The organism is Bacillus sp. Bwzl_19 (assembly GCF_054900515.1).
The window spans coordinates 2,596,170-2,613,941 of sequence record NZ_CM142729.1 but is presented as its reverse complement, the minus strand read 5'-3'; the positions used below and the strand labels follow the sequence as shown (position 1 = coordinate 2,613,941).

The following is a 17,772-nucleotide window of genomic DNA, read 5'->3' as shown; positions in this document are numbered from 1 at the left end:
CTCTCATAAAAAGAGGGGTTTTTTTATCAGGCCTCTAGCATAGAAATTGCCCCGCAGGCTTTGGTATACTTAAAATCATTAAGACGAATGGGAGTGTCACACATTGAAAATAAATGAAATCAGCACAGCCGCACTGGAAGAGAAATTAAAAGCGGGAGAAGAGCTGTATCTGATTGATGTCAGAGAAGATGAAGAAGTAGCCGAAGGAATGATTCCGCAGGCTGTTCATATCCGCATGGGAGACATCCCTGAGAAGATGGATGCGTTAGACAAGGACAAAGAATATGTATTTATCTGCCGTTCCGGAAAAAGAAGCATGAATGTTTGCATGTATTTACATGAGCAGGGCTTCCGTACGGTTAATGTTGAAGGCGGCATGCTGGAGTGGGAAGGCGAAACAAAGCCGAAGAAATAACGTTTTGTAGTGAAAGAAGAAAAAGGAACGTACGTCTTTTTCTTCTTTTTTAATAGAAAAAAACGGGAGGCGAATCAAGTGAAACCGATGATCCGTGCTATGAAAGCAAGTGATATCAAACAGGTCCGGCAAGTCGCAGAACGAAGCTGGCATCATACGTATGAAGGGATTATCCCCAGACACATTCAGGATCAGTTTCTCAAATCCGCCTATCAGGATGAAATGATGGAACGCCGGCTTCAGCATTCTCTGTTCTTTGTTGCAGAAGGAAAAGAGGGAAAAGTACTCGGCTTTGCAAATGTCACTCCGGTTCAAAAAGACGGAAAAGCGGAGCTGACCGCTATTTATATTGATCCGGGTTTTCAGGGAAACGGGATAGGCACGTCACTCCTTAAAGAATGTATCAGACAGTCTGCCGGAATAAAAGAGCTTTATGTCCATGCAGAAAAAGAGAACCGCACCGCCTTGTCCTTTTATCAAGCGAAAGGGTTTCACCGGGTATGTGAATTTGAAGAAGACTTTAAAGGACACACCCTGCAGACGGTCAAACTGGTGCTGAACATATAAAAGCGATCCAGCCCCCTCCGGGGCCGGATCGCGAATGATCAGTGATACGCCGGAAGCCAGTCTTTATGGGCTTCAAATAAATCATCGCACAAAGAGATGATGTCATTCATGGAAAGCTCGGCGCTCGTATGCGGATCAAGCATGGCCGCCTGATATACGGCTTCCTTTTTTAAAGTAACGGCCGCTTCGATGGTTAAAAGCTGTGTATTAATGTTTGTTCTGTTAAGCGCCGCGAGCTGTTCCGGAAGTTCGCCTGAATAGCAAGGCATAATTTGATTTTTAACGGCTGCGCAAGGCACTTCAACGACTGCTTTCGCCGGCAGATTCGGTATGAGTCCCGTATTCAGCACATTGCCGCCGAACATAAACGGACGGCCCGTCTCCATCGCTTCTATAATTCTCGAACCGTATTCATTCGAGCGCTCATGCGTCAGGTTTTGATTGTTGATGATGCCGTCTCTTATCGTTTCCCAGTTTTTGATTTGTTCTGCGCATCTTCTCGGATATTCATCTAGCGGGATCTGGAGTTCATCTATCAGCTCCGGATACCGGCTTTTTATAAAATACGGGTGATATTCGGCATTGTGCTCAGATGATTCCGTTACGTAGCAGCCGAACTTATCCATCAGCTCAAACCGCACCATGTCATTATGTTTCGTCTTTTGTTTCTCGCGGGCGCGTCTTTTAATTTCCGGATACAAATCAATTCCGTCTTTTTTGATCTCTAAGAGCCAAGCCATGTGATTGATGCCGGCAATGCGTTCTTCCGTACCTTCGTGATCCATGCCGAGTGAGTCAAACAGATCTTTTGTACAGACCTGTACGCTGTGGCACAGGCCGACCGTTTTTACATTTGTATGTCTGAGCATCGCGCCGGTCAGAGAAGCCATCGGATTTGTATAGTTTAACAGCCACGCATCCGGACAGACCTCTTCCATGTCTTTAGCGATGTCAAATAAAACGGGGATGGTGCGAAGGGAACGGAAAATGCCGCCTATTCCGACGGTATCGGCAATCGTCTGGCGCAGGCCGTACCGCTTAGGGATGTCAAAGTCAATGACCGTCGCGGGTTTATAACCGCCGACCTGAATGGCGTTTATCACATAGCCGGCCTGTTTTAGCGCCTGTTTTCGGTCATCGTAAGAAATGATGGATACGCTCGTATTATAGCGGTCTCTCATGTTTTCCAGCATGAGCTGGGATTCTTTCAGCCGTACAGCATCAATATCATAAAGCGCGAATTCAAATCCGTTTAAAGCTTCAGTCAGTAAACAGTCTCCCAGTACATTTTTCGCAAATATCGTGCTTCCCGCTCCGATAAACGTAATTTTCTTCAACAGAAATTCCTCCCTTTTCTTCTCAGCCTTTGACTGCCCCGGAGGACAGCCCTGAGATAAAATATTTTTGAAGGGCCAAAAACAAAACGACCATCGGCAGCATCGCCATAATTGCGGCTGCGGCGACTAAGTGAAGATTGTTCGCGTTTTCGCCGAAGAATCCCGCCATGGCCACGGTCAACGTCTGCACCTTTTGATCTTGTAAAAAGAAAATCGCAAATTGATAATCGTTCCAGATAAACACGCAGGAAATAATGCAGACCGTTGCGGTAATCGGTTTCAGCAGGGGAAACACGATCGTATAAAAAGTCCTGATCAATCCGGCGCCGTCCATCTTGGCCGCTTCCTCAAGCTCTTTCGGAATGGAAGAGCGGATAAATCCTGAATATAAGAAAACGGTCAGCGGCATATATGCAGCCGTATTAATGAGAATCGCTGCGGCATGCGTATTGATCAGTCCCGCATCAGCGACCATCTTGTATAAAGGAACCATGGAAGTCAAAGGCGGGATGATCATAATTGAAATCAAAAGGCCGAAGACGATTTTATTCAGCTTCGTATTTCTTCTTGCGAGCGGATATGCGGCAAGCGAACCCATGAAAATTAACAAAGCGGCGGAAACGGCTGTAATGATGATCGTGTTCAGAAAAGATTGCCCGAGAGAGGCCCGCTCCCATGCTTCACGGAAATTCTGAAATGAAAAAGCGGAGGGCAGCGACCATTTTGAACTGTAGTCTCCTTTTGCTTTTAATGACGTGGTCAGCAATATATAAAAGGGGACAATATGAACGCATGAGATGACGGCAGCCAAGAGGGTAAAGATCCGCATTCGGACTGTTTTCATGACATTTCCGTCTCCTTTCGTTTGAAATACACGAGAGCCGAAAAGCTGATGACAAGAATAATGACGGACATAAACACGCCTTGGGCGGCGGCATATCCCGCATCCTGCCGTTTAAAATATAAATCATACATAAATGTCGACATCGATTGGGAGGAATTGCCCGGCCCGCCTGCGGTCAGGGCGAAAATGACATCAAACAGCTTGAGTCCTCCGATGATATTGATGACCATATTGATGGTGACAGCCGGCATCAATAAAGGCAGGGTAATGGTGAAAAACGGCTGAAGGCCTCCCGCGCCATCTATTTTTGCCGCTTCGTAATAATCTTTCGGAATGCTTTGCAGGCCCGCCAAATATACAATCATCGCAATGCCTGCGTATTGGTAGGTGTTAATCATGACGATGATCCACGGGTTTGCCGCCGGGCTTGCCAAGGCGTTGACAGAACCGATACCCAACGCGCCAAGCACATCATTCAGCGCGCCCCCGTCATACGAGAAAATAAAATACCAAATGTATCCCATGATCAGCGGACTGATAATGACAGGCAGGTAGACGATCGTTCTTGTGAGCGCCTTCATTTTTAAGCTTTGATTCAAAAGCAGCGCATATAAAAGCCCGAGCATATTCTGAAAAAAAGTGCTTCCGAGCCCGTAAAGCAAAGTGTTTTTCACAACGAGCCATGTGTCCGGGTCTGTCAAAAGCCTTTTATATTGGGTGACCCCCACCCATTGATATGTCTGTGAGAAGCCGTTCCAGTTTGTAAATGTGATAAAAGCGCCTTTGGCAAACGGAAAAATCATGAAAATAAAAACCGTGGCAAGAGCAGGGACGTACATCCACCATAATGACGCGGGTTTAATCGGCTTTTTATTTTGAAATCCGGCGGTTTCTCTTGCAAGATCACTCATTCTTCTTCAGCTCCCTGTGAATCAGATTGAAGACGGAGCCGCTTATATTCCCTGCCGAGTTTCGCCGAAATTTCTGAGGGAGTTAAGATATCAGCCATCAGCTCCTGCCCGGCCGTGCCCATCACATCCCACATTCCGTTCGGCAAATAAAGGCGGTCGAAATAAGGCTGCACCTTAATATGCTGATAGCGTTTATAGTCATTTGCGTAAAAAATGTCCGTCTTTACATTCACTAATCCTGCCGGAAGCGAGGTCGCTTCGGCAATTGATTTTGCATGTTCTGGACGGGCCATAAATGCGATAAACTGTTTCGCTTCTTTCAGCCGAGAGGAATCCTTGGATGCCGCCAGCGTATAACGTTCGCCCCCGATCCATACCGGTGCGTCTCCTTTGTGGACTGCCGGGGTCGGTATGATGCCGACTTTTACCTTCGGATTGATTTGAGCGACGTCTTGGCCGAGGGTGCCGCTCTGCAGCGTAAAGGCGATTTTGTTTTGCGCCATCAGATCAATCAGCTGGGAACGTTTTGCCGTCACGGCATCCGTATTGAGCAGGTTTTCTTTTTGCATCTCTTTCAGTTTGTCAGATAAATAGGTGAAGTGTGTCCAGCGGAAGGTTCCGTTTAACAGCTGCTTTTTGTAACGGTGAGCGGGATCTGTGATGAGAAGCGGTGCGGCGAATTGATCGTAATATTGGGCAAATGAGCTTTTCTCATAGCCGGCAAACCAGAAGGGAGTGACTGTTCCGCCGCTTTTTTCTTTAACCTGTCTCAGCGCCTTCATGAAATCGTCCATCGTGTCCGGCGGTTTAATTCCGTATCTTTCCAAAAGGGTGCGGTTGTAAGCAAGCCCGTCCTTTGCCTGATTCAGAGGGAAGGCGTATATCCTGCCTTTGGCGTCCTTGAGCATGCTGTTTAAATTCGGATCGAGCCGCTTCGTCCAAGACATGCCGCTGAGGTCGGCTGTATATTCTCCGTAGCGGATTTTGGCCCAGCCGTGAGTGTCGAATAGATCGGGCATGTCATCGGCCGCCATTCTGACTCTCATCATATTTTCGTAGTCATTGCCTGGGAAATGAACTTTTACTTGAATGCCCGGATGTTCTTTTTGGAATGAATCAGCCAATTCTCTGAACACGGCGCGTTCGCTGTCTGAGGATATAGTGGAATAGACGGTCAAGGTTTTCTGCTTTTCTCCTGCGCTGCTCTGTCCCGCGGAACAGCCGGGAAGTATCATACAAATAAAAGAAAGAAACAAAACCAGTAAGCGTTTCATCTTTTCCTCCTTTAAATATGATATAAATGCTGCGGGAAACGTCACCTCCTTTCTTGTGATCCGCAGCTTTGTCTGACAATCAGTGAAGTGGGGAGCGTCACGGCCAGCGGGACGGTCCTGCCGTTCAAACGGTCAAGAAGCAATTTGACACCCGTCCGGCCCATCTCTTCTGTATATACTTTTACCGTTGATAAAGGCGTGCTGGCGTATTCCGCTTCATCAATGCCGTTGAAGCTGACAATCGCTGTATCGCGCGGGACTTGAAGGCCGGCTTCCTGCAGGGTTTTTAAAGCGCCGATGGCCATCGAATCACTTGCAATAAAGAAGGCGTCGGGCAGACTGCCGCCTTTGATGGCTTCCTTCATCAGCCGGAAACCTTCGTGCATGCTGTATTCGCCGACCAGCACGTGCTCCGGCTCGGCGCCGGCCATTTGTAAGAAAGCGGTCAGGCGCTTATCTTCAATTGTTTGATTGCTGTTTACACCGTCTATCACGGTATGCTCCCGCTCCCGGCCGCCGATATAACCAAGCCGCCGATAACCGAGCGACAGCAGATGTTCTATCGCTTTCTGCGCTGCGGCATAAAAGTCTACGCTGACGGAGTCGTAGCGGGCGGGATCAGGTATGCCGTTAACAAATACGGCGTGTCTGAAAGAGGTGCTGATATTCGTGAGCGCCTCGTCTTGGAGGCTGCCGATTACGATCACACCGTCCAATTCGTGAAACATATGCTCTTGAAAAGAACCGAGATGGATAGAAGAAGTGATGAAAATTTTTTGCTGAAAACATTCTTCTTCAATGCCTTTTCTGATCGCCGAAAAATAAGGGTCCTGCCGTTCTTCCTCCGGTGACAGGCAGCTGACAACGCCGATCAGGGGGGCAGAATCATTGCGGCTGCGGTTTTTTCGTTTTTTTGCCGACGGCTGATAGCCCAGCTCATCGGCGATCCGCAGGACTTTTTCTCTTGTTTCTTCAGTCACGGCTAAAGAGTCATCTCTGTTTAAAATTCTCGATACTGTGGCGCTGGATACAGACGCCTGTAAGGCAATATCTTTGAGACGGACCATTTCGCATCTCCTTTTTACTAAAAATTTACTAAATAGAAATGACCTGGTTATTGTTAGAGTGATATTATCACATGTTAGTAAGCGTTTTCAACAACTTTTTTGGAGTTTTTTAGTAAAAATCAGTAAAAAGGGAAATCTGTTTTTCTCTATCATATTTCAGTTGAACCGGAATAAATTGATAGAGAAAGGAGAGGGTGACATGCTGAAGATAGCTGTTTTTGATGAGGAGCATGAAAAGGATCTGCAGACTGAAGTCAATTCATTTTTAAAAGGAATTTCCGAAGAACAGCTCGTCGATATTAAATATACGGTAGCGGCTGCCTGTGATCCTGAAGGGGAGCAGCTTTATTGTTTTTCCGCTCTCATTTTATACCGAAAGTAAAGAAGCCCGGGCGAATGCCGGGCTTCGTTGTGCATTATGCTTTTTTGACGCGGGGACTTCTCGGCTTTTGGTATTTCTCCGCTTGTTTGATTCCTTTTCTTTCGCTCACTAATGATTTATACAGAGACACGATCATCAGAAGGATCACGACTGAAAACGGGACCGCAGCGAGAATGGCCGTGTTTTGCAGTGCGGCCAGACCCCCGGAATATAATAAAACCGCTGCTACGGCGGACTGGATGATGCCCCAAGTGATTTTTACCCGATTTGACGGGTCCAATGAGCCGTAAGACGTTTGCATTCCAAGCACAAATGTCGCTGAATCTGCTGATGTAATAAAGAAAACAGCGATCAGAACAAGTGTTAATACGGATGTCACCATTGTGAGCGGATAGTGGCTGAGTGCGCCGAACAGCATCGTATCCGTTGTCATTCCGGCGACATTGAAAACGCCTTTTTGCTGAAGATCCATAGCGGATACACCGAAGATTGCAAACCATAAGAAAGCCAATATACAAGGTGTCACTAACACACCGATTAAAAATTCCCGGATGGTCCGGCCCCTTGAAACCCGGGCGATAAATATGCCGACAAACGGCGACCAGGAAATCCACCAGGCCCAATAGAAAATGGTCCAGCTGTTAATCCATTCGCGCTTTTGGGGATCATTCGGTGACAAGCGAAAGCTCATCTGCACGATATTTTGGATGTATTGGCCGATAGAATCAGTAAATGAGTTCATAATCAAAACCGTCGGGCCTGCAATGAGCATAAAGATCATCAAAATACCCGCGAGTATCATGTTGGTATTGCTTAAGTATTTAATTCCTTTGCCGATTCCGCTCCACGCAGAAATCAAGAAAAGCACGGTCACGACAACGATCAGGATCAGCTGAACGGAAAATGTCTTCGGAATGCCGAATAAATAATTCAGACCGCCGTTGATCTGAGTCGCTCCGAGACCCAAGCTTGTCGCCACACCGACAACGGTCGCAAACACGGCGATACAGTCAATTGCCTTGCCGATCGGCCCGTTTACTTTATCGCCTAAAAGCGGTGTCAGTGTGCTGCTGATTAAACCGGGCGCGTCTTTTCTGAATTGAAAATATGCGATACATAAAGCGACAACCGCATAGATGGCCCAAGCGTGCAGCCCCCAGTGGAAAAATGTGTACCGGAGCGCATCACGAAAAGCTTGGGGCGTTTCTGTTTCACCTGAGGGAGAGCTGATGGCGTAATGGCTGATCGGTTCCGCAGCCCCGTAAAATACCAAACCGATTCCCATGCCCGCGCTGAAAAGCATGGCAAACCATGATAATAACCCGAATTCCGGTTTTTCCCCGGGTTTTCCGAGTTTTATGTTGCCGATCGGACTCACAATGAGAAAGAGACAGAAACCGACAAATATAGAAACGACCAGCAGATAATACCAGCCGAAAGAATCCGTAATGAAATTTTGCGCTGTTTCAGTGACTTGCTGCAGGCTGTCCGGAGAAACGACACCCCATAAAACCGCAGCGGCTGTGATAACAATCACAATCCAAAAAACACTGGAGATATTCTTCTTTTTCAAACGTTCTCACCCTCTGACTATTTTTTCGATACGCCATTTTGTTTTAGTATGGTCGTACGATTGCAGATCATTCCTTTCTTCCTATTCCCTCAATCAGGTGAAACAAAACGCAGAAAACTCTATCATGTTTTTGGTCAATTTTCAATGGGGGCGCTCAGGTAAATGTGCTTTAGACCATCTTACAGCGAGTGTGAGAAACGTCCTGCATTCAAGCCGGCGAGGCGCCCCGTGACAAGGGCTGAGGTGATATTGTAGCCTCCCGTGTAGCCGTGAATATCGAGGATTTCTCCGCAAAAATATAAGCCTTCCATTTTTTTAGACGCCATTTGTTTCGGTTCAATCTCTTTTACGGAAACACCGCCGCCTGTGACAAACGCTTTGTCCAGAGAAAGCGTTCCGTCAGCAGCAACCGTAAATTGTTTGCAGTCTTTGACAAACGCCCTGAATTGATCCTTCGGCAGCTCCGTAAAGCTGATTTGCGGATCAAGACCGTTCCGTTCCAGAAGGAAAAGCAGGTACCGCTCCTGCATCCACGGCTTCAGCGCATTTTTGAGCGCTTTTTTCGGTGCGTCTTTCAGCTCCTTATGCATCCGCTGAAATAAATCTTCCTCGTTGATGCCGGGGAACAGGTCGATGCGGAGCTTGACCTCGGGCTGCTTTTTCAGTTCTTTGACGACAAACTGGCTGCAGCGGAGAATGGCGGGGCCTGACAAGCCGAAATGGGTAAACAGCATGTCCATCACATGTGTGACGATAGGCTTGCCTTTTTTATTCAGGACGCTGACGGCCGTGTTTCTAAGGGACAGCCCCTGAAGTGTTTTTTGTTTAATAAACGGCTCTGAGGACGTAACCGGCACTTCTGTCGGAAAGAGTTCCGTCACGGTGTGGCCGGCCGCTTCCGCCCATGCATAGCCGTCTCCGGTGCTGCCGGTGTGGGGGACTGACTTTCCGCCGACGGCGATAATGACGGCGCCGGCGGAAATGTGTTCGTCATTGTTTGTCGTAATGCCCGCAGCCCTGCCGTTCTCGTACCGCACTTCTTTGATTTTTTCATTTGTGCGGATGGTGACATTCAGTTCTTTTAAACGGTTCAAAAGCGCATCGACAACGCTTTGCGCTTTGTCTGTCACCGGGAACATGCGCCCGTGGTCTTCTTCTTTCAGCTGAATTCCGAGTTTCTCAAAAAAGGCGATGATATCTTCATTGTTAAATTCGGAAAACGCGCTGTATAAGAAGCGGCCGTTTCCGGGGATGTGTTTGATGATTTCTTCAACGGGGAGGCGGTTGGTTACGTTGCAGCGCCCGCCGCCGGAAATCGCCAGCTTCCGTCCCAGCTTGTTTCCTTTATCAATTAATAAGACATCTGCCCCTTCTTCGCCTGCGGCAATCGCAGCCATTAAACCGGACGGGCCGCCGCCGATCACAATCACGTCAAAATGTTTCATATTTCATCAACAACTTTCTTTTTCGCGTAATAATAGGCGGAAATGTCCGCTTCCTGCTATTATAGCGAAAGTAGGGGATTCCTTAAACGTATTTTGTTTTTTTAGAGCTTTCCCAAGAAGTTTTCCGCTGTAATTATTACCGTCTATTTGCCCAGTTGTGTTAAAATAGAAAAGTTGAATCTTCGTAGAAAATGGTGATGAGGAAACATGTCAAGCAAATTGTTAAGGGGCACGTTCGTGCTGACGCTCGGCACCTATATATCGCGGATTTTAGGGATGATTTATCTGATCCCGTTCGGAGCGATGGTCGGAGCGACGGGCGGAGCTTTGTTTCAATACGGATATAATCAATATACACTGTTTTTAAACATTGCCACGATGGGATTTCCCGCCGCGGTTTCAAAGTTTGTCTCGAAATATAATTCCAAAGGAGACTATGAAACGAGCAGGCGTATGCTGAGAGCGGGAATGTCGGTTATGCTCGTTACCGGGATGATCGCTTTTTCGATTCTTTATATTTCGGCGCCGTTTTTTGCGGAAACATCTCTCGGCGGCACGAGTAATAACGGACTTACGATTGACCACGTCGTTTATGTCATCCGGATGGTCAGTCTGGCACTTTTGGTTGTGCCGATTATGAGTCTTGTGCGCGGTTTTTTCCAAGGCCATCAGATGATGGGGCCGACAGCCGTTTCTCAGGTTGTGGAACAGCTTGCCCGGATCATCTTTTTATTGGGCGCGACGTATTTGATTTTAAGAGTGATTAACGGCGGCCTTGTCATCGCAGTCGGATATGCGACTTTCGCAGCGCTGATCGGATCATTCGGAGGGCTTGTCGTCCTTTATATTTACTGGAATAAGCGGAAGGGCGATCTTCTGGCGATGAAGCCGAACCTCGTCCCGTCCGCAAACTTAAGCTATAAAAAAATGTTTATTGAGCTTTTCAGCTATGCAGCTCCTTACGTTTTTGTCGGCCTGGCGATTCCTTTGTATTCTTATATCGATACGAATACGTTTAATAAAGCGATGATTGCGGCGGGCCATAAGGACATCAGCCAGGACATGCTGGCAATTGTCACTCTTTATGTGCCGAAGCTTGTGATGATTCCGGTTTCACTGGCGACCGCATTCGGCCTGACACTGATTCCGACGATTACCGAATCATTTACGAGCAGGAATTATAAGCTTTTGAACCAGCAGATTAACCAGACGATGCAGATCATTCTGTTTTTGGTTATTCCCGCCGTTGTCGGGATGTCCGTGTTATCGGGGCCGGCCTATACGTTCTTCTACGGCTCTGAAAGCCTTCGCCCGGATATCGGACAGGATATTTTGTTCTGGTACGCGCCTGTCGCGATTTTGTTTTCTCTGTTTACCGTAAACGCCGCGATTCTGCAAGGGATTAATAAGCAGAAATTTGCTGTCGTGAGCCTTTTCATCGGCGTCATTATAAAAGTGGTGCTGAACGTGCCGCTGATCAAGCTGTTTCAGGGAGACGGGGCCATATTGGCAACGGCGCTCGGTTATATCGCTTCTCTACTGTACGGTTTTATCATGATTAAGCGCCATGCGGGCTATTCGTATACAGTGCTTATGAAACGGGTCATTTTAATTGCGGTCTTATCCGTCGTGATGGGAGTTGCGGTCAAGCTGACTCAATGGCTGCTCGGCTTTTTCTTCACGTACCAAAGCGGCCAGCTGCATGCGGCGATTGTCGTCTTTGTCTGTGCTGCTGTCGGCGGTGCGGTGTACATGTTTGCCGCGTACCGAATCGGATTTTTGCAGAAAATGTTTGGAAACCGTCTGCCCCGCGTTTTGAGAAGAGGCAGGCATTCCGCCCATTGAGGAATAATGAATAGTCCGCTTATCGCGGGCTTTTCTTTTTAAAGGAGAGGATCATGATGAGACTTGATAAGCTGCTTGCCAACAGCGGATTCGGCTCAAGAAAAGATGTGAAAAAAATCGTCAAGGCAGGGGCTGTCATGATTGACGGAGAGCCGGCGAAAGATGTGAAAATCCATGTCGATCCCGATAAACAGGACATCACGGTATACGGAGAGCCGGCAGAGTACCGTGAGTTTATTTATGTCATGATGAATAAGCCGCAAGGAGTGCTGTCCGCTACAGAAGACAGCCGCCAGCAAACGGTGGTTGATCTGCTGACGCCTGAAGAACAGCGGTTCGAACCGTTTCCGGCGGGACGTCTTGATAAGGATACGGAAGGCTTTTTGCTTCTGACTAACGACGGGCAGCTCGCTCATCGTCTGCTTTCGCCGAAAAAGCATGTACCCAAAACATACGAGGTTCGGCTAACATCTCCTCTGTCTCCGGAAGACATCATCGATCTGGAAAGAGGCGTTGTGATTGAAGGAGGCTATAAGACGAAGCCGGCAGCCGTTAAAACGATTACCGAAAGTCCGGATGAAACGGTCATTCATTTGACTATTACAGAAGGCAAGTATCATCAGGTGAAGCTGATGGCAAAGGCCGTCGGAAATGAAGTGGCTTATTTAAAGCGGCTTTCGATGGGGGCTGTTTCTCTTGACCCGGAGCTTAAGCCGGGAGAATTTCGCGAGCTGACAGAAGAAGAGCTCGCAGCGCTGAAAGATGCTGAAATGTAATCGAAATCAGAAAAACCCAAAACAGATTTGTTTTGGGTTTTTTATATAGAGGAACAAAAAGCAAGGCAAAGACGCTGCCTTTGCCTTGCAGCATGTCAGGCCGAAAAGGGCCCTATGTAATTGTTCGCTTAAGATGTAATTTTCACTTTTTTTCGTGTTGTCTCCCACTTGCCTCGGCTAGGACTATGAACAAGATCATTGTATGCTAACACATTTAAGTCTCGCTGAATGGTTCTAGGTGTAATGCCGAATTCATCAACCAGTTCCTGTGTTGTCACAAGGCCTTTTTCCTGAATGAACATGTAAACTGATTTAATCCGAGTCAGCATACGATTTGCTGAAGGTTTCAAAAAACCACTCCCTATCATAAGATCGGATGGACTTGATATACCACAACTCACGACTCTAAAACTTCGTACGAATAAGCAACAAAGGCAGACATTCTGTTTTTTCTCTTTTAACTGCCTCCATTATACACGATATGGAGGACACGAATCTAGGAATAAGCGCCGATAATTTTTTCCAATTGGGTGCCGCCTTGGTGCATTACTATGCCTGGCCCGCTTTTATTAGTATGGAAACTGAAACTTTTTTTATACGTGTCCGTATGAAAATGGGGGAGTGAGAAGCTTGGGAGACTTATTGAATGCAAACATTGTATCCGCCGGCTATGCTGACAGGCCGAAGGTGATTTCAAATGTATCTTTTACGGTCAATTCGAGAGAAATTGCCGGGTTAATCGGGGCGAACGGCGCGGGAAAAAGTACAGTGATAAAGGCGATTCTCGGGCTGTCCCGGGATATGGAAGGGTGTATTGAGTGGAATGATTCATCTTATGCTTACATACCGGAGCGGCCGAGTTTTTATGATGAACTGACGCTCTGGGAGCATCTCGAGCTGACCGGATCATTACGGGGCATAGAAAGCGGAGCATGGCGTGAGCGGGCCGGGCGGCTGCTTGATGAATTTTCATTGACGGCGGTAAAACATGAATTGCCTTCCGGTTTTTCAAAAGGGATGCAGCAAAAGCTGATGCTCATGCAGGCGTTTTTGGCGAAACCGGATATTTACATCATTGATGAACCGTTTATCGGACTTGATCCGATCTCAACGAAGCTGTTTACCGACATGCTGATTGCTGAGAAAGAAAGGGGCGCGGGTATTCTGATGTGCACCCACGTTCTGGATACTGCCGAAAAAATCTGCGACCGTTTTTATTTGCTGGATCAAGGCGCTCTGCTTCTTCAAGGCGCGTTAGAAGAGCTTCAGGAAAGAACAGGGGGCCGTTCATTGTTAGATTGCTTTTATTCAGCGGTTCGGGGCAGTCAGCGATGACCGGGCGGGCTTTGTTTTTTCAAAGGATGTTTCATTATTGGCGGTATCAATGGAAGGTGTTCCGGACGATCATTGATTGGACGGTCGCGCTGTATATCGTTCTTCCAGCTGCCGCATTCGTCGTTTACCAATACGCTGAATGGCTGAACGGGAGGGGGCTTCTTGATGGGGCGGCCGGCGTATTGGGCTGGGACTGGCTGTATGTATTCAGTGTCCTGCTATTGTGCACGGGTTTTATTCACACCTTTTTGCTGGAAGCGGATCACGTGTTTTTGGTGCATGCAAAACATTTGATGCAAAAGCTGAAACGGTACGCGCTCTTGTATTCGATGTTCCTATCTTTCATCAAATGGGGAGTGCTTGGGGTGCTGTTATTTCCCTTATGGCGCCAGTACGGTGACTGTACTTTTTCGGCATATTCAGGTATGTTTTGCTGTCTGTTCGGCTTCCATACCGCGATATTAGCGGTGCACCGGCATAGAAAAAACAGCAGGCAGACATTCGGGAATCAGACGTCAGGCTGGCTGAAAGTGATCGTTCTGATGGCGGGCGCGTTTTTCATGATCCGCTTTGCCGCCGAGTGGTACTGGCTTTGGCCGTCAGGCTGTATATTGTTTATCTGCTCCGTTCTATTTACTTGGAAAGAGGCGGATTCTTTATCAGCTTTTGAGGAAGAAGTGCTTGAGGAGAATAAGCGCAAGCTTTCATTCGCGGCCTCTGTTTTGATGCTCAGCCATGATGTGCAGCTGCCGAATGTGAAAAATAAAGGGCGGAGCAAGCCGTTTTTTTATCCCGGCTCAAAGCATATCTTTTCAAAACGGTCGGCGTACACGGCGTGGAAAGAATTGTTTTTTAAAGTGCTGATCCGTAATGGCGGGTATCTCCGGCAGCTTTACCTTTTAACCGCGGCTTTTACGGCTCTTATTCTCGTTCTTCCGCTTTTGCTGAAACCGGCCGCCCTCATTTTATGTATGCTCGTCAGCCGGTACGCCGCTTCGCTTTTATTTGACCGGATTACGGACAAACCGGTTTTAAGCGGAATTAAGAGAGAGAGTGATGACTATTTTCGGGCGAGAAACAGCGCATTAACTCTCATTCAAGTCATCTGTTCCGCCTGGTGCCTCATTGCCGCGATTCTTTCCGCCCTTTATATGTGAAAAATCCCTCTCCGAAAAAGGAAAGGGATTTTTTTTAATGCCCGTTTAAAATAAAAAGCTGAATAAAAAACAGCACGGCAAAGATGATGACTAAAGGATGGATTTCGCGCCATTTTTTCTTAGCGAGCTTCACAAGCGGGTATGAAATGAATCCGAGTGCGATTCCGGTTGAAATACTGGACGTCAAAGGCATTGCCAAAATAACGAGAAAGGCCGGGAACGCTTCATCAAGTTCATTCCAGCGGATATTCGACACCGCTCCCATCATCAGGCTGCCGACAATAATCAGAGCCGGTGACGTAATCGCGGACACTTCCGATAAGACGCTGACAAGCGGGCTGAAAAACATGGAAACAGCAAACATAACGGCAATCGTCAGCGCCGTCAGACCCGTTCTTCCGCCGGCGGCCACCCCTGCTGAAGATTCAACGAACGCGGTTGTCGGGCTGGTGCCGAAGATGCTTCCGACTGTCGTAGCGGTCGAATCAGCCAAAAGCGCTCTTCTGGCATTCGGAAGCTGATTGTTTTTGATCAATCCCGCTTGTTCGGCGACACCGATCATAGTGCCGGTCGTGTCAAAAATCGTAACGAGAAGAAAAGAAAACACAACGGCATACAGACCGTGATGTACGACATCCCCGAGGGCTCCAAACGGATTTGTTATCAACAGCCCCTCCGGCAGGTGCGGGAATGAAAGAAATCCTTTTGTAAAATGAATCTGGCCGGTCAAGAAGGCAATGACTGCAGTCAGCGCCATGCCGATGAACAGAGCGCCGTTTACATTCAGCACCATCAGTACAATACTGATGATAAGCCCGATAAGCGTTAAAATGACGGCGGGCGAATGAAGATCGCCGAGTGCGACTAAATTAGATTTATCAGCTGTGATAATTCCGGATTGGCGTAAGCCGATAAAAGCGATAAATAAGCCGATGCCGGTCGTAATTCCGTATTTTAAATTGCCCGGAATTGCTTCTATTAGTTGTTTTCTTAAAGGCGTTAACGATAAAATAATAAAGATGACTCCCGCGATAAATACGGCGCTGAAAGCTGTCTGATACGTAATTCCGCTGCCTGCGCCGACGACATGAAAGGCGAGATACGCGTTTAAGCCCATGCCGGGGGCAATGGCGATCGGAAAATTCGCAGCGAGAGCCATCCATAAAGTTCCGACAATGGAAGCGATAATCGTCGCGGTGAACACCTGGTCAAACGGAATTCCCGCATTTGAAAGGATCACCGGATTGACGACAATGATATACACCATTGTAAAGAAGGTGGTCAATCCCGCGGTAATTTCTCTTTTTATTGTCGTTTGATGCTTGTCGAGATGAAACATAAGTACCTCCAATGACGAACATTTTTTCAAAACATCATCTATATTATTCGTTTTATCAACATTTTGCAAGTCTTTATCAAGAAAGGGGATTTGTGATGAACTGGGAAGTTGAAGTGATCAGAAACAAAGAAGATCTGATTCGTGACACGCAGAAGTTTCTGCAAATCAACAGCGTAATGGACGAATCAACAGCCGGTCCCGGAAGGCCGTTTGGAGAAGGCGTCAATGACTGCCTGACTTCACTGTTGGAATTCGGTGAAAAAGAAGGCTTCACCGTAAAAAATCTTGACGGCTATGCGGGCCATATTGAGTGGGGGACGGGTGACGAAATCGTCGGTGTTCTGTGCCACGTCGACGTCGTTCCGCCCGGAGACGGCTGGACGAGCGATCCGTTTTCAGCCGACATCAGGGATGGCCGGATATATGCCAGAGGCGCCATTGATGATAAAGGGCCGACAATGGCGGCGTTTTACGCGCTGAAAATCGTCAAAGACATGCAGCTGCCTTTATCCAAACGCGTGAGAATCATCATCGGAACGGATGAAGAGAGTGATTGGAGATGTGTGGACCACTACTTCAAACACGAAAAAATGCCTGATGTCGGATTTGCCCCTGACGCAGATTTTCCGATCATTAACGCAGAAAAAGGAATTATAGACGCATCACTGCGCATTGCAAAAAGCGCTTCTGACAAAGAAGACGCAAAAAACGGGCTTCTGTCATTCCGTTCAGGACTGCGCTTGAACATGGTGCCGGATGCCGCTGAAGCGGTCATTGAAGGGGACGGTCTTGATGCCGTACACGCCTATTTCAGCAACTGGCTGGAGCAATCAAAAACACAAGGTGAAGCGGTTTCGGAAAATGGAAAACTGACGCTTCGGGTGTACGGGAAATCATGCCACGCAATGGAACCGGATAATGGCGTAAATGCTGGCTTAAAGCTTGCTGAATGCCTTGAGCGAGCGGAACTGGATGAGGCCGGAAAGCACTTTGTCAAAACTGTCAGTGACTATTTTTCTAATGATACACGAGGCAAAAAGCTGAAAATTGATTGCAGGGATGACATCAGCGGAGAGCTTACATTGAATGTCGGCACCTTTACATACAATAAGGGTGAGGAAGGAGAACTCGGCATCAACATTCGTTACCCTGTCACTTCAGACAGCAAAGTCATCCGTGATGCCTTTATGTCTGCTGAAGAATTCCGGCTTGAAGAATTTAAAGACAGCAAACCACACCACGTATCTGCCGATCATCCGCTCGTAAAGACGCTTCAGAACGTATACGAAGGGCAGACGGGAAAGAAAGCGGATCTGATTTCAATCGGCGGAGGAACGTATGCGAGATCCCTTTCGGCTGGCGTCGCATTCGGGCCGCTGTTTCCCGGCAGGCCTGACAGCGCGCATCAAAAGGATGAGTACATTGAGATTGATGACCTTCTCCGGTCAACCGCCTTATACGCTCAAGCCATTTATGAGCTTGCCAAGTGATAACAAAAGGGACGC

The 17,772-nt window shown here is 47.6% G+C and carries 17 protein-coding genes; 8 read left to right on the top strand and 9 right to left on the bottom strand.

Annotated elements, in window-relative coordinates:
* Positions 1 to 103 precede the first annotated feature (103 nt).
* A complete protein-coding gene (locus ACW5MY_RS13825) occupies positions 104 to 415 on the top strand; it encodes a rhodanese-like domain-containing protein (RefSeq protein WP_007613212.1) in 312 nt (103 codons plus the stop codon).
* Positions 416 to 502: 87 nt separating this feature from the next.
* Entirely contained in the window at positions 503 to 982 is a 480-nt protein-coding gene (locus tag ACW5MY_RS13820) for a GNAT family N-acetyltransferase (protein ID WP_172800830.1), read from the top strand.
* A 38-nt stretch (positions 983 to 1,020) separates the two neighbouring features.
* Here the strand turns inward: ACW5MY_RS13820 and melA are convergent, their stop codons facing one another.
* The 5 genes from melA to ACW5MY_RS13795 are packed head-to-tail and all read right to left on the bottom strand — an operon-like array spanning position 1,021 to position 6,415.
* Positions 1,021 to 2,319, bottom strand: coding sequence for an alpha-galactosidase MelA (gene melA / locus ACW5MY_RS13815; RefSeq protein WP_013353243.1), 1,299 nt, complete (start codon positions 2,317 to 2,319; stop codon positions 1,021 to 1,023).
* Positions 2,320 to 2,341: 22 nt separating this feature from the next.
* Positions 2,342 to 3,163 (bottom strand): carbohydrate ABC transporter permease, encoded by an 822-nt coding sequence (locus tag ACW5MY_RS13810; protein WP_013353242.1) that lies wholly within the window; start codon positions 3,161 to 3,163, stop codon positions 2,342 to 2,344.
* Positions 3,160 to 4,074: a carbohydrate ABC transporter permease gene (locus ACW5MY_RS13805; RefSeq protein ID WP_013353241.1), complete on the bottom strand. Its 915-nt coding sequence runs from the start codon at positions 4,072 to 4,074 to the stop codon at positions 3,160 to 3,162. Before ACW5MY_RS13805 ends, ACW5MY_RS13810 begins: the two co-directional genes overlap by 4 nt.
* Positions 4,071 to 5,348, bottom strand: coding sequence for an ABC transporter substrate-binding protein (locus ACW5MY_RS13800; RefSeq protein ID WP_013353240.1), 1,278 nt, complete (start codon positions 5,346 to 5,348; stop codon positions 4,071 to 4,073). The genes ACW5MY_RS13805 and ACW5MY_RS13800 overlap by 4 nt, the downstream gene beginning before the upstream one ends.
* A 41-nt stretch (positions 5,349 to 5,389) precedes the next feature.
* Entirely contained in the window at positions 5,390 to 6,415 is a 1,026-nt protein-coding gene (locus ACW5MY_RS13795) for a LacI family DNA-binding transcriptional regulator (protein WP_462061619.1), read from the bottom strand.
* 199 nt (positions 6,416 to 6,614) lie between these two features.
* Here ACW5MY_RS13795 and ACW5MY_RS13790 point away from each other — a divergent pair, with 199 nt between their 5' ends.
* A complete protein-coding gene (locus ACW5MY_RS13790; RefSeq protein WP_013353238.1) occupies positions 6,615 to 6,797 on the top strand; it encodes a sporulation protein Cse60 in 183 nt (60 codons plus the stop codon).
* 34 nt (positions 6,798 to 6,831) lie between these two features.
* Here the strand turns inward: ACW5MY_RS13790 and opuD are convergent, their stop codons facing one another.
* A complete protein-coding gene (opuD, locus tag ACW5MY_RS13785; protein WP_013353237.1) occupies positions 6,832 to 8,370 on the bottom strand; it encodes a glycine betaine transporter OpuD in 1,539 nt (512 codons plus the stop codon).
* A gap of 179 nt (positions 8,371 to 8,549) precedes the next feature.
* Positions 8,550 to 9,815, bottom strand: coding sequence for a BaiN/RdsA family NAD(P)/FAD-dependent oxidoreductase (locus ACW5MY_RS13780; protein ID WP_013353236.1), 1,266 nt, complete (start codon positions 9,813 to 9,815; stop codon positions 8,550 to 8,552).
* Positions 9,816 to 10,022: 207 nt separating this feature from the next.
* On the opposite strand from ACW5MY_RS13780, the gene ACW5MY_RS13775 reads away from it, so the two are divergent.
* Positions 10,023 to 11,660 (top strand): putative polysaccharide biosynthesis protein, encoded by a 1,638-nt coding sequence (locus tag ACW5MY_RS13775; protein WP_289393839.1) that lies wholly within the window; start codon positions 10,023 to 10,025, stop codon positions 11,658 to 11,660.
* A 56-nt stretch (positions 11,661 to 11,716) separates the two neighbouring features.
* Entirely contained in the window at positions 11,717 to 12,436 is a 720-nt protein-coding gene (locus tag ACW5MY_RS13770) for a pseudouridine synthase (protein WP_014470837.1), read from the top strand.
* A gap of 128 nt (positions 12,437 to 12,564) precedes the next feature.
* Here the strand turns inward: ACW5MY_RS13770 and ACW5MY_RS13765 are convergent, their stop codons facing one another.
* Positions 12,565 to 12,786 carry a DeoR family transcriptional regulator gene (locus ACW5MY_RS13765; protein ID WP_289393838.1) on the bottom strand — a complete coding sequence of 74 codons (222 nt, stop codon included), beginning with the start codon at positions 12,784 to 12,786 and terminating at the stop codon, positions 12,565 to 12,567.
* 280 nt (positions 12,787 to 13,066) lie between these two features.
* Here ACW5MY_RS13765 and ACW5MY_RS13760 point away from each other — a divergent pair, with 280 nt between their 5' ends.
* A complete protein-coding gene (locus ACW5MY_RS13760) occupies positions 13,067 to 13,771 on the top strand; it encodes an ABC transporter ATP-binding protein (RefSeq protein ID WP_013353233.1) in 705 nt (234 codons plus the stop codon).
* Positions 13,768 to 14,928 carry an ABC transporter permease gene (locus ACW5MY_RS13755; protein ID WP_289394467.1) on the top strand — a complete coding sequence of 387 codons (1,161 nt, stop codon included), beginning with the start codon at positions 13,768 to 13,770 and terminating at the stop codon, positions 14,926 to 14,928. The genes ACW5MY_RS13760 and ACW5MY_RS13755 overlap by 4 nt, the downstream gene beginning before the upstream one ends.
* Positions 14,929 to 14,962: 34 nt before the next feature.
* Here ACW5MY_RS13755 and ACW5MY_RS13750 read toward each other — a convergent pair whose 3' ends face one another.
* Positions 14,963 to 16,267: an NCS2 family permease gene (locus ACW5MY_RS13750; RefSeq protein WP_013353231.1), complete on the bottom strand. Its 1,305-nt coding sequence runs from the start codon at positions 16,265 to 16,267 to the stop codon at positions 14,963 to 14,965.
* 95 nt (positions 16,268 to 16,362) lie between these two features.
* On the opposite strand from ACW5MY_RS13750, the gene pepV reads away from it, so the two are divergent.
* Positions 16,363 to 17,757 carry a dipeptidase PepV gene (gene pepV, locus ACW5MY_RS13745; protein ID WP_289393837.1) on the top strand — a complete coding sequence of 465 codons (1,395 nt, stop codon included), beginning with the start codon at positions 16,363 to 16,365 and terminating at the stop codon, positions 17,755 to 17,757.
* Positions 17,758 to 17,772 lie beyond the last annotated feature (15 nt).